Source organism: Stenotrophomonas sp. STEN013 (genome assembly GCF_056760355.1).
Genome location: NZ_JBRREO010000005.1, coordinates 229,913 through 242,651, shown reverse-complemented (window position 1 = coordinate 242,651; position 12,739 = coordinate 229,913). Strand labels below are relative to the sequence as shown.

Sequence of the window (12,739 nt, the reverse complement as noted above, 5' to 3'; positions counted from 1 at the left end):
CCTCCCGGCTGGGCGTGGGGGGATATGTGGTCGGGGTGGGGGGGGGGGGCGCGGGGGGGGGTTTGTTTTTTTGGGGGGGGGGCGGGGCTGGCCCCCGCGCCCGGCCCCGCGCCACAGCCAGCAGCTACCTCGACATGTTCCCTACCGTATTCCGCATCACGTCCGTACAGCGCGTGGTGCCCTCCAGGAAGCAGATTCCATGATCATCCGTTCAACAGCGTTTCCCCTGGTCGTACTGATCGGCAGCATGCTGCTGATCAGTGCCTGCAACGCCGCCCCGCCGGCGGCTTCCGGCACCGCCTCTCCCCCTGCCGGGACAGCCACAGCGGCGCCGGCAGAGAACCGCCTGCCACTGGTGAAAGTCCACAAGGATCCGAACTGCGGCTGCTGTGGCGGCTGGGCCGAACACATGCAGGCGGCCGGCTTTCCGGTGGAAATCCACGACACCGGCGACATGCTCGCGGTGAAACAGCGCCTCGGCATCGGCGAAGGCATGTACTCCTGTCACACCTCCGAGATTGATGGCTACGTGGTGGAAGGCCACGTGCCCGCCGATGCGATCCGCAAGCTGCTGGCCGAACGTCCGCAGGCGCGCGGCCTGGTACTGCCCGGCATGCCGATCGGCTCGCCGGGCATGGAATCCCCGGACGGCTACCACCAGCCGTTCACCGTCGCATTGCTGGAAATGGACGGCCGCGTGAGCGTCTTCTCGCAGCACCCCTGAGTGGATCGGGACGACGGCGGTTACGGCCGCCGTCATCCGGCGACCGGGAAGCGCACGTAAAATACAGGCCTGCGCCCTGTGCATTCCCCCTCAAGGAGCTTCCATGAGCCTTTCCTCCCTGCGCGAGCAGCCCGGCGTCGCTGCCGACACGCCGGCTGAAACCCGCGGCTTCGTCTTCAACCACACCATGCTGCGGGTCAAGGACATCACCGCTTCGCTGGACTTCTATACCCGCGTGCTGGGCTTTTCGCTGATCGACCAGCGCGACTTCCCCGAGGCCGCGTTCAGCCTGTACTTCCTGGCCTATGTGCCGGCCGGCACCGCCATTCCCGAAGACGATGCCCAGCGCCGCCTGTGGATGGCCGGCATTCCCGGCGTGCTGGAACTGACCCACAACCACGGCACCGAGCAGCAGGACGGTCCGGTCTACCATGACGGCAACAGCGATCCGCGCGGCTTCGGCCATCTCTGCGTGTCGGTACCGGAGCTGGAGGCGGCCTGTGCCCGCTTCGAGGCGCTGGGCGTACCGTTCCAGAAGCGCCTGAGCGATGGCCGGATGAAGAGCCTGGCCTTCATCAAGGACCCGGACGGCTACTGGGTGGAGATCATCTCCAATACCGTGCGCGCCTGAGCGGGTTGACGATGGAAAAAGAAAACGCCGGCAATGCCGGCGTTTTCTTTGTTGTCTGCCAATCAGGCAATCACTTGCCGAAGGTGCCGGCCTTGACCATCACCATCTGCTTGGGATCGATGTAGGTGCGGATGGCGGTGTTGATCTGCTCGCGGGTGACCGATTCGATCATCGACGGATAGTTGTCCAGCCACTCCAGACCGACGCCACGTTCGACGGTGCCCAGGATCGCCGAGGCCATGCCATCGGTGTTGCCCAGGCCCACCTGGTAGCTGCCCACCATCGCCTGCTTGCGGCCGGCCAGTTCCTCGGCGGTGATGCCGTCCTTCCACCAGTGCAGCAGTTCACGGCGGGTGCTTGCGATGCCCTTGTCCAGCAGTTCCGGGGCGAAGGTGGTGCTGATGGCGAAGCCACCGTCCATGTAGTCACTGCCCAGCAGATTGCCACCGATGCCATAGGTCAGGCCTTCCTTGGCACGCACCGCCGCCATCAGCCGGCCGGTGAAACCCGAGCCGAGCACGTCCACACCCACCATCAGCGGCACATAGTCCGCGTCGGTCTGGCGCAGGCCGGTGCTCTGGCCGAAGAACACGCTGGTGCTGGACTTGTCCTTCATCGCGATGCTGTGCTCGAAGGTCTTGGGCTTGATCCGCGCCGGTGCGGTGCGCAGGTAATCCACCCCACCGCTCCAGCCACCGAAACCGTGCGTCACCGCCTGCTCGATCGCCTTGGCATCCACATCACCAGTGAACACCAGGGTCATGTGCTCCGGGCCGTAGTACTTGCTGTGGAACGCCTTGATCTGCTCCAGCGTCACCGCCGGCACCGCCTTGAGCATGTCCTCGCGCGGCACCGGGGCGTTGTAGCTGCCGCGCGGGAAGATGCTGAGCATCAGCGTCTCGCGCGCCATCGTGCCCGGGTTCTCGCTGGCCTGGCGCAATGCCGCCTCCAGCTGCACCTTGGCCTTGGCCAGCTCCTCGGCGGTGAACGCCGGCTCGCGCAGCTGTTCGGCCAACGCATCGACCACGGTCGGCATGTCGCGCTTGAGGCTTTTGCCGTAGACCGAGATGCGGGCCGGGCCCGGGCTGATCGACAGCGAGGCGCCGATGCTGTCCAGGGCATCGGCAATGGCGAACTTGTCACGCTTGAGGGTGCCGGCCTGCAGCAGCATCGCCGTCAGCGTCGGCACCGCCGGGTTGTCGGACTTGGAGGCGATGAAGGCATCCCCCAGCGGCATGGCGCCGGTGATGGTCACCACGTCCTTGACGTCCATCGGATAGATGATCAGATCCACCCCCGCGGCTTCGGCACGCACGGCCGTGTCGGCGACACCGGCCTGCGCCAGCAGCGGGCTCAGGCAGAAGCTGGCGGCCAGCACCAGCGGAAACATCAGATTGCGCTTTGGGTTCTTCACTTGCTGCTCTCCGGCACGAACCAGCCGACCGTGCTCTGGTCTGCGTTGAAATATTTGCCTGCCACGCGCTTGAGATCATCCGAGGTGACCTTTTCCAGCTCGTCCAGGAAGGTGGCGTACTTGGTCCAGTCACCCAGTGCGATGTACTCGTTGAGCGAGTCGGCGGCCTGGTCGGTGCCGTCACGGCGGAACGCCACATCGGCACGGTACGGGCCCAGCACGCGCTTGATCTCCTCGATAGCGGCACCTTCGCGGGCGACCTTGCCGATCTCGTCGTTGATGATCTTCTCCACCTCGGCGTGCTCGACGCCCGGCGCCAGCACCGCGCTGAGCATGAACAGGCTCGGATCACGCTGCTGGTACATGCCGCCGGAAACACCGACCGCTTTGGAGGTATCGACCAGGGCGCGCGACAGGCGGCTGCCACGGCCACCCTGCAGCACCAGCTCCAGCACGGTCAGCGCCGGGATGTCCGCATCCAGCCCGGCCGGAGCCTTGAACGCCATCATCACCGTGCCCGCCTCGCCGGCACGTCGCAGGATCACGCGGCGCTCGCCCTGCTGGGCCGGCTCGGTGGTGTAGACCTCCGGAATGGCATGCGGCGAACGCGGCACCTTGCCGAACTCCTTGCCGATGGTGGCCAGCAGCTTGGCCGGCTCGACATCGCCCACCACGGTCACGGTGGCGTTGTTGGGCCAGTAATAGGTGTCGTAGAACTCGCGCAGCTTGTCGATGGAGACGTTCTCGATATCGCTGCGCCAGCCGATCACCGGATGATGGTACGGCTGGGCCTGGAACGCGGTGCTCCAGATCAGCTTCATCAGCGCGCCGTTGGGATTGTTCTCGTTGCGCTCGTACTCGTTGCGCACCACCGTCATTTCGCTCTGGCGGTCCTTCTCGCGCAGCAGCAGGCCGCGCATGCGGTCGGCTTCAATGGCGATATAGCCGTCCAGCGCCGAGGGCGGCAGGGTGGCGTAGTAGTTGGTGCGGTCCATCGAAGTGGTGGCGTTGAAGCCGGCACCGACGCGGTCCAGGTAGGTGTCGACACTGTTGCCCTTGCTGGCGTCGTAGTGGGTGCTGCCCATGAACATCAGGTGCTCGAGCAGGTGGGTGCCACCGGTGGAGCCGGTGACCTCGTTGCGCGACCCCACCCGGTAGGTGATCTGGAAGGTGACCACCGGCGCGGCATGGCTGGGCAGTACCAGCACGCTCAGGCCGTTGCTGTCCAGGCGGTATTCGTCGATGCCGTCCATCGACTTGATATGGGTGAAACCGTCAACCTTGACCGGTGCGGCCCAGGCAGCCGGAGCTGCCATCAGACCGAACGCAAGGCCGACGCACAGCAGGCGTGGCGAAATCATTCGTTGCTTTCTCTTCGAGGTGCGCACCAGGCGCGTGGATATTCCAGACATGACCGTTCAGTCCTGCCTGCGGGGGGAGGGGGTTTCAAACGCGGCCAGCACGATGTCCGGCGTCAGCACTTCGGGCATTTCCTGCGGCGCACTGCCGTCGGCGCGGTAGACCAGGTTGAACGGCACCGCGCTGCGGCCCCATTTCTCCAGTTCCGCGGTGATCAGCGGATCGGCATTGGTCCAGTCCGCCTTCAGCGTGGCGATGTTGTGGTCGCGGAAATAGCTGCGGACCCGTTCCGAACTGAACACGACCTTCTTGTTGACCTGGCAGGTGGCGCACCAGCGTGCGGTGAAGTCGATATAGACACCGCGGCCTTCGCGCTGCAGTTCCTGCACGCGCTGGCTGCTCCAGGCTTCCCACTGCACCTGGTCCGGTGCCTGTGCCCGCGGCCAGCCCAGCACCACTGCCAGCACCAGCGCCAGCACAGCGGCGCCCATGCCGATACCGGCACGCGTTCCCTGCACGCCCGGACGGGTGGCCCGCCCGTACAGCCACAGTGCGAACGCGGCCAGGGTGAGCGCGCCGATCACGTTGAACAGCGCCGCTTCCTGCAACTGTCCGGCCAGCACCCACACCAGGTAGCCGACGGTGGCATACAGCGGGAACGCCATCAGCTGCTTGAACGTCACCATCCAGACGCCCGGACGGGGCAGCAGATCCACCAGCTTCGGGAACACCGACAGCAGCAGATACGGCAACGACAGACCCAGCGCGATCACGGTGAACACCACGAACGCCTGCGCGGTCGGCAACGCCAGTGCCGCGCCCAGTGCCGGCGCCAGGAAGGGCGCGCTGCACGGCGTGGCCACCAGCGTGGCCAGCATGCCCGAGAAGAAGCTGCCGCCGATGCCGCTGCGCGTCTGCAGGTTCGAGCCGATGCTGGTGGCGCGCACTCCCACTTCAAACACGCCGCTGAGGTTCAACGCGAACGCCAGCATCACCAGGGTCAGGCCGAACACGAACGGTGCCGACTGCAGCTGGAAGCCCCAGCCCAGTTGCTGGCCGCCCTCGCGCAGCATGGCCAGCACGCCGGCCAGCGCCCAGAACGAGAGCAGCACGCCGGCGGTGAACATCAGCGCGTGCAGCGTGACCTTGCGACGGTCATTGCCGGCCTGCTCGATGAAACCCACCACCTTCAGGCCCAGGACCGGGAACACGCACGGCATCAGGTTCAGGATCAGGCCGCCGAGCAGCGCGAACAGCAGCACCGTCATCGACAGGGCCACCGGCCCGCTATCGGCCCTGGCCGGTTCGCCACTGTTGCCCAGATCGTCCAGGCTGATCAGTGCCGCCGCCTCGGCCTCGCTGGAAAACGGCACATCGACCTGGACCCCGCGGTAGACGCCCTGCGTATCGGTATACGCCAGCACCCCGCGCAGACGCGCGTCATCGGCCATCTGCTCGGCCGGATCCAGCGGCAGTTTCAGCAGCGCGCGCGCGCCGCGGTTGCCGATCGTCTGCGGGATCTTGTAGGAGACGAAGCTGTCGGCCGGGAAGAAATGCAGCTCGGCGATATCGGCCGGCGCACGCACCCGCAATGCCAGATTATCGGGCGCGCGGGTGGCCGCCAGCTGCCAGCCGTCACTGCTTGCCGGCATCGGCTGCGCCGCCAGCGCCGCCTGCACCTGCGTATCGGCCTGTGCCGCATCGGCGCTGACCGGCAGCCGCAGCGACACCTGCGCCTTGCCCGGAATGCACACCGTCTCGCACATCAGCCAGCGGGCCGTCGCCTTCAGCTCGACCTCGCTGCCCGGCCGCAGTCCCGCGGGCGCGGTCAGCTGTATCGGCAGATGCAGCAGTCCCTCGTAGCCGTGCCCGGTGATGTTGCCCTCGCGGTCGCGCACCAGCACCGGCGTCGGCCACTGGATCGCCCCGGTGTGCCAGCCCTCCGGCAGCTCCCACTGCACGCGCGTGGGCAGTCCGGTACCGGCGTTCTTCCAGAAGCTGTGCCAGTGCTCACGGTGTTCCATGCGCAGTGCCACGGTCAGCGGCTGACCGGGCTGGATCGATTGTTCCACCGCGACCAGCGAAGCCTGCACCTGGGCACTGGCAACGGCGGGCAGCAGGCCTGCCAGCAGCAGGCCCAGCAGTATGCGCAACAGCAACTCAGAGCCCCTGCGCATTTTCAGTCTTCTTGATCTGCGCACGCACTGCGCGCTCCACATCCCACTCGCGCATACCGACGCCGACGATCGTGCCGTCGGAAGCGATAAGGTAGTTCTGCGGCAACTGGGTGACGCCATAAGTCTGTGCGGCAGAGGCTTCAAAGCCGGGCGCCTGCAGGTTGATCCACGGCAGATCGGTGGTGCCGCCCTCCTCGTGCATGGCCTTGACCCAGTCCTCCTTCTCTTCATCCAGCGATACGGCGTAGATCTCGAAGCCGTGGGGATGGAACTCACGGTAGACCTTGAGCAGATGCGGGAACTCGCCACGGCACGGACCGCACCACGACGCCCAGAAATCCAGCAGCACCAGTTTGTTCCTGGCCAGCACTTCGGACAGCTTGACCTGCTTGCCATCGACATCCACCGCGGTGATGTCGGCGTAGGGCTTGCCGGGACCGAACTTCTCGGCCAGCTGCATGGACTTCCGGTGTTCCTCGGCCGCGTGCCGCATCTGCGCAATCACCGGGTGCGGACCCAGGGTCTTGGCGTACTGGGCCAGCATCTGCTCGCGACGCGCCTGGTCGTAGCGCTTCCAGTCGTAGTTCTCCGACAGCACCAGCAGCTTAAGCAAGTCCGACGCATCACTCTCGAGCAGCGCGCGGTCGTAGTCGTTCTTCACTTTGTGCAGATGGGTGAAGGCCGGCACCGTGGATTCACGCGCCTGCTTCATCGCCGCCTCGTCGGTCTCATCGACATTGGCGAAGGCGGTGCGGTTCGCTTCACGGTTGGCCTTGAAGGCGGCCACATAGTCCGGACGCTGCAGATAGCCGTAGACACGCTCGGTATAGGTCCCGCCTTTGGCCACCGGGCCGAGTTCACCGGCTTCGATACGCAGCTCACCGGCTTCCAGGACCAGTTTGGCGGTGCCCTGCTTGCCCAGCTGCAGCAGCGCCGGTACCGGCTGCTCGACCGTGCCGCTGAGGACGAAGCTGCCGCCCTGCGCGGTGGTCTTGGCCACCGGCGTGATATCCAGCGGATCGCTCACCTGCGAAGGCACCAGCAACGCTATTTCCTCACCGTCCTTCAATCCGTCCAGGGTGCCGCGGATGCTGTAGGCCTGCTTGGCATCGGCGGCGGCCGGGACCGGTGCGGGGACTTCGCCCTGGCCGCAACCGGCCAGCCCCAGGGACAGCAGAACCGCGCCGGCAAGAACGCCGGCACGCAATGAAGTAGAGAACAGGTTCATCAGTAATCCTTGAAATCAGATACGACACACCGGATGACCGGTGACGATGGCCGCGGGAAGGCAAACAGGGCCCGCACCGCCAGGGCGCGGGCCCGGGGGACTCAGAACTCTTTCTTGATATCCAGGTACAACACCCGACCGCGGATGTTCACCCGGTTGGAGACAAAGCCGTTGATGTTGTCGACGAACGGATAGGCGCGATCGAACATGTTCTGCACGCCCAGCCGCGCCGTCACCCCGCCCAGCCAGCCCTCGCGCTGCAGCTTGCGGTAGCCGACCTGCGCATCGAAGGTGGTGTAGGAGGCCGAGCGCGTGCGCGGATTCTCGTTGGGAATGAAATCGTTGAAGTCGATCGGCTTGGCCGACAGTGGATACAGCACGCGATGCGCGGCCGAGTAGTGCGCGCCCAGCGAGGCGAACCAGGAGGTGTCTTCCCAGCCGACGAACAGGTCGCCGGCCCACTTGCTCGGACCCAGCTCGCTGTCCGAATAGGTCAGTGTCGGCAATGACGGCAACGAGCGCGCACTGAGCTCCAGCGTACGCACCGCGTTGAACTCCACGCGCCAGTCACCCCAGTCGTTGCCGAAGTAGTAGCTGGCGGCGGTGTCGATGCTGCGCGAACGACGACCCAGGAAGTTGACGGCGCGGTTGTCCCACAGCAGCACCCCGTTCTCCCCCGTCGTGAACATGCCCTCGGGCATGTTTTCCAGGTTGCTGAACACCTGGCTCAGGGTCAGGCCCGACAGCGGATCGCCGATGTAGTTGTCGAACTTGGTCTGGTTGTAGGTCGCCGACAGCTGCAGACCACTGGCAAAGTCCGGCGTCCAGTCGAAACCGTAGGTGCTGGTGGTTGCCACCTGCGGTTTGAGATTGACATTGGGACCGGTCAGCGCCACCACCTGGCTGACGCCCTCGGGCAGCGGCACGCCGCCGAACATCAGGCGGCCGGTGTAATCGGCCAGGGTCAACTGGCCGAACTGCTGCTGCGCCTGCGGCACCAGGAACGATTCGCCCCAGGTCGCACGCACCCGCAGCTGCTCCAGCGGCTTCCAGGACAGGCGTGCCAGCGGGCTGGTGCGGCTGAAACCGCGCGACACATGGGTGCCGGTGCCGGTCAGGTCGTCTCCACCGTTGTTGACGGTGCCGGTCATCGCCTCGATATCGAAGCCGCCGAGCTGGCCAAGACCATAGGAGCTGTCACGCAGCGCGTTCTTTCCGTTCTGCTGGAAGCGTTCGTGGCGCGCGGCCACGGTCAGGCTGAGCAGCTTGGCAAACGGCTGGTCCTTAAGCAGCGGAATGCCGATCTCGGTGAACAGCGCCTTCGAAGTGCCGTCGCTTTCCACAAGCAGGCGCTCGCCCAGGTTGCTCTCGTGGGCAAATTTCTGCTCGCGGTACTGTGCACCGAACGCCGCCTCGATCTTGCCGGCCGGCAACGAAAAAAGCTCGCCGCGGGTCAGCGCATCGACCACGTTGGAGCGCGACTGGAAGTTGTAGGCATAGCGCTCGACCAGGCTCTCCAGCAGCTTGCGGTTCTGCGCGACAACCGCCTCATCCCGCCCGTCGCCAAACACGTTCAGGCCCTGCAGGACTGCCTGGGTGCGTTCGTAGCCGTCCATGCCCATCGAGCCGGTCAGGTCGGCAAGCGCATCGGTACGGCCCTTCTCGCGGCCAGCGCTGAACGTCAGCTCATAGTCCCAGCCCTTGGCGAACGGCAACTTGCCGTCGATGCCGACATGGGCATCGATATTGGTCTGCTTCTGGTCCTCGCTCAGACGCATGTCCGAGAACTCGCGCGCGAACGAATACCCGACCAGCACATCGCGGCCAAAACTGTTGTACGGATTGGCTTCGGGCACGTAGACGTTGTAGCCGTGCTCGAACAGGTTGAAATCGAACAGCGTCGGCGACCAGGACTCCTTGTTCAACTGGCGCACATAGCTCATCCCATAGCTCAGGCGCAGGTCTTCGTTGATTCTGTGCTCGCCGCTGAAGCGGGCATGGGTGTTGTCGACCTTGGCGCCGATGCGACCCCGCTCGTAGGTGGTCGGTGCCGTGGCCGGGTCGTAGGGCAGCAGGCTGTCCGGATCCAGCGCGGTCCCGTTCTGGCCACCGGGAATCACCCCGATCACCTCGCCCATGAAGTGGTAGCCGATGCCATAGTCTTCCGACTCGTACACCACCCCAGGCTGGCCCTTGTTGCGCGTACGCCCGTTGACGCCACCGAGATCGGTCAGGTCACCGCGCCCTCCCGGACCAACGTGGATCAGCTGATTGACGTCGGCCGGCGAAGTGCGCTCACGGCCGATGGCCGCGGTGAGGTGGCCGCTCTTGAAACCGAAGGTATGGGCAAGGTCCAGACGCGATACATCGGCACCGTTGCTGGAGTTCTCGTGGCGCAGCTGCGCGGTGGTGCCGTCGTAGGACTGCTTGAGCACGATGTTGATCACCCCGGCCACCGCATCGGAGCCGTAGATGGCGCTGGCGCCGTCACTGAGCACTTCGATGCGCTCGATCTGCGAGACCGGGATGGAGGAGATGTCGGTATAGGCCCCCTGCCCCTGTGCCGAGGCGGCACGGCGCCGGCCGTCGACCAGGATCAGCGTGGAGCGGCTGCCCAGGCCACGCAGGTTGGCACCGGAGGAACCCAGCAGGGACTGGCCATCGCCATACGTGCTGCCGTATTCGAGCTCGCCCAGCGCGCGCGAACTGCCGGTGCGGTTGGAGAAGTTCTGCGGCAGGTTGCGCAACACATCCTCGATGGAGGCGTAGCCGCGGCTTTCGATCAGCTGCGAGTCGATCACGATCAACGGCGAGGCCGGATCGATGTTCTTCAGGTAGGTGCCGGTGACATTGATGGTTTCCAGCGTTTCGGCACCCGCGCGATCGGCGGTGGCCACCTCCTCGCCTGCCGCCCTGCGCGGGCGCACGGTGACGGTATTGTCATTGATGAAGCGGTGGTCCAGCCCGGTGGGCGCAAGCAGCTGTTCCAGTGCCTGGGCCGGTGTATAGCGCCCGACCACCGCCGCGGAACGTTCGTTGCTGGCGGTGGCGCCGGTACCGTAGACGATCTGCAGACCGGTCTGCTGGGCAAAGGCTTCCAGCGCCGAGGACAGCGGCTGCGCCGGGATATCGAGCTCGCGCGAGGCAGCTTCAACGGCCACCGGCGCGGCTACCTGTTCCTGTGCGAATGCAGCGGTACCGGTACCGGCCAGCAATGCGACCGCGACCGCCTGGACCAGAACACTTTTACGAAAGCTATTGCGAGAACACATAGATAGATCGCCCCGAGTGAACCATCGACTGGATGTCGAGCCACCGGCTCCGCGCCATGCGAAACCAGCCTCTTGTTACATCCGTGTGTCCAAAGGGGCGAAAAGGGTACTCGCCGACAAAAATATTTTCGAAAAAATCCGGATCCCGGCTGTACCGCGGCTTACTGGCGGCTTGTGCCCTCGGCAAGCGGCGTCACCACGCTGCGATTGGGCTCGCGACTGACCCGCAGCGCGGAGCAGCACTCCAGGAATTGCAGGAACGATTCGGCATCATCGGCGTTGAACACGCCGCTGTAGCGTTGCTGGCGTGCCTGCTCGTCCTCGACCACGATCTGACGCGGGTTGTAGCGATTGAACTCGGCGACGATATCGGCCAGCGTGTCGTTGCGGAAATTCAACCGGCGCAGGCTGCCCGGTGCTGCGCTGGGCACTTCCAGCGGCATCCGCAGCAACGCCTGCTGCCCCTGGGGAATACGGGCCTGCTCACCGGCGGCCAACGCCGCCGGGCGACCCAGCGACTCCAGCGCGACACTGTCCTTGTCGATGATCGTGGCCGGCGGCTCGTCCAACAGCGACTGCAGCCAGCCGGTCTTGCTGGCGGTCACTTTGACCTTGCCCTCGGTGACCGCCACCCGCGTTCCGGAGGGCAGGCGGTTGACCGTGAATCGGGTGCCCACGGCCTGCACCGTGTTGTTGCCGGCATGTACCCGGAACGGGCGCGCGGTGTCGTGCGCGACGTCAAAGGTGGCCTCGCCTTCGCGCAGCTCGATATCGCGTACGCCGTCGGAGAACTGCACCGCGATGTGCGAGGCCGGTGCCAGCAACACCGTGGAACCATCAGCCAGCACCAGGGTGCGCTGCTCGCCGATGGCGCTGGCATATTCCTGGGCCGACGCGGCCGGGGCGGCCAGTCGCCACCCGATACCTGCAGCCGCACACAGCACGACACTGGCGGCCAGGGCCATCCCCCAGCGTCGACGGCGAGGGCGACGCGAGGGCGCCAGAGGCGACGGCACCGGCGTGGTGGCCACTGCCGGCTGTTCGGCGCGCAGCGGCACCACGTTGTCCATGGCCTGCGCCTGGGCAACGACCTGGTCCAGATCGAACGCTTCCAGTGCGCCACTGGCCGCCAGCTCGCGCTCGACCAGCTCGGCCATCAGCAGCTCTTCCAGGTGCAGCGGCGAGGCCGCCACCCAGCGGGAGAAGTCCGCACGCTCGGCAGCCGTGGGGCCGCCGCGCATGACCTGCAGCCACTCGGCCGCCTCGCGTGCGGCGCGCTCCCGGGTCTGCTCTGGCGATGTGCGGTAGATATTCATAATGTCACTCGATGCCGGCACGGGGCACGGACCACATCCTGTTCAACGTTCCAGACTGGCGCGTACATGCGCCAGCGCTTCCACACTGTATTTCTTCACGGTGTGCACGCTCAGCCCCAGCCGCGCGGCGATCTCCGCATGGCCCAGCCCTTCGCGGCGCTCCAGCAGCAGTACCGCCAGCCGGTTGGCCGGCAACTGCGCCAACGCATCACCCACCTGGCGCTCGAAAAAGCCGCCCCCTTCCACGAACTGCGGCGATTCGGGGTTCTCGGTCAGCGATTCGACCACGGTCGAGTCGAATACCATCCGCCCTTGCCGCTGGCGCATGTTGAACTCGCTGGCCACATGCCCGGCGATGCCATAGATGTACGCCAGCGGGTTGCGCACGGTTTCGATGTTCTGCACCCGCAGCAGCCGCAGATAGACCTCCTGCACCAGATCACCCAGGTCCTGTGCGTCATAGACCCGCCGGCGCAGGAAACGCTGCAGCTCGGCGCTGTAGCTCTCCACCACCTTGGCGGCAAACGCCCGGGCGGCCGGGTCCTGCTCGGCCGACACCATCAGCTGCCCCCACCCGTCACAGCAGCCCCCAGACCATCGGCCCGGGTTGGCGGTGGG

The 12,739-nt window shown here is 65.9% G+C and carries 9 protein-coding genes; 2 read left to right on the top strand and 7 right to left on the bottom strand.

Annotated features, from left to right (window positions below):
• Nucleotides 1–199: 199 nt before the first annotated feature.
• Both ACVOMH_RS12485 and gloA read left to right on the top strand, forming a co-directional pair.
• Complete coding sequence (locus tag ACVOMH_RS12485; RefSeq protein ID WP_481552170.1) at nucleotides 200–724, top strand: DUF411 domain-containing protein; 525 nt, start codon at nucleotides 200–202, stop codon at nucleotides 722–724.
• Between the two features lie 103 nt (nucleotides 725–827).
• Nucleotides 828–1,355: a lactoylglutathione lyase gene (gloA, locus tag ACVOMH_RS12480; RefSeq protein ID WP_481552169.1), complete on the top strand. Its 528-nt coding sequence runs from the start codon at nucleotides 828–830 to the stop codon at nucleotides 1,353–1,355.
• Nucleotides 1,356–1,425: 70 nt separating this feature from the next.
• On the opposite strand, the gene ACVOMH_RS12475 is transcribed toward gloA, so the two are convergent.
• The 7 genes from ACVOMH_RS12475 to ACVOMH_RS12445 form a co-directional block, all read right to left on the bottom strand.
• Nucleotides 1,426–2,769 (bottom strand): M16 family metallopeptidase, encoded by a 1,344-nt coding sequence (locus ACVOMH_RS12475; RefSeq protein ID WP_481552168.1) that lies wholly within the window; start codon nucleotides 2,767–2,769, stop codon nucleotides 1,426–1,428.
• The gene (locus ACVOMH_RS12470; RefSeq protein WP_481523244.1) at nucleotides 2,766–4,130 is read right to left on the bottom strand and encodes a M16 family metallopeptidase; all 1,365 of its coding nucleotides are present in this window, start codon (nucleotides 4,128–4,130) and stop codon (nucleotides 2,766–2,768) included. Before ACVOMH_RS12470 ends, ACVOMH_RS12475 begins: the two co-directional genes overlap by 4 nt.
• A 57-nt stretch (nucleotides 4,131–4,187) precedes the next feature.
• The gene (locus tag ACVOMH_RS12465; protein ID WP_481523243.1) at nucleotides 4,188–6,305 is read right to left on the bottom strand and encodes a protein-disulfide reductase DsbD family protein; all 2,118 of its coding nucleotides are present in this window, start codon (nucleotides 6,303–6,305) and stop codon (nucleotides 4,188–4,190) included.
• A complete protein-coding gene (locus ACVOMH_RS12460) occupies nucleotides 6,289–7,533 on the bottom strand; it encodes a redoxin domain-containing protein (RefSeq protein ID WP_481552167.1) in 1,245 nt (414 codons plus the stop codon). Before ACVOMH_RS12460 ends, ACVOMH_RS12465 begins: the two co-directional genes overlap by 17 nt.
• Before the next feature lie 101 nt (nucleotides 7,534–7,634).
• Nucleotides 7,635–10,805 carry a TonB-dependent receptor gene (locus ACVOMH_RS12455; RefSeq protein WP_481552166.1) on the bottom strand — a complete coding sequence of 1,057 codons (3,171 nt, stop codon included), beginning with the start codon at nucleotides 10,803–10,805 and terminating at the stop codon, nucleotides 7,635–7,637.
• A gap of 161 nt (nucleotides 10,806–10,966) precedes the next feature.
• A complete protein-coding gene (locus tag ACVOMH_RS12450; RefSeq protein WP_481552165.1) occupies nucleotides 10,967–12,121 on the bottom strand; it encodes a FecR family protein in 1,155 nt (384 codons plus the stop codon).
• A gap of 42 nt (nucleotides 12,122–12,163) precedes the next feature.
• The gene (locus ACVOMH_RS12445; protein ID WP_481552164.1) at nucleotides 12,164–12,682 is read right to left on the bottom strand and encodes an RNA polymerase sigma factor; all 519 of its coding nucleotides are present in this window, start codon (nucleotides 12,680–12,682) and stop codon (nucleotides 12,164–12,166) included.
• Nucleotides 12,683–12,739 lie beyond the last annotated feature (57 nt).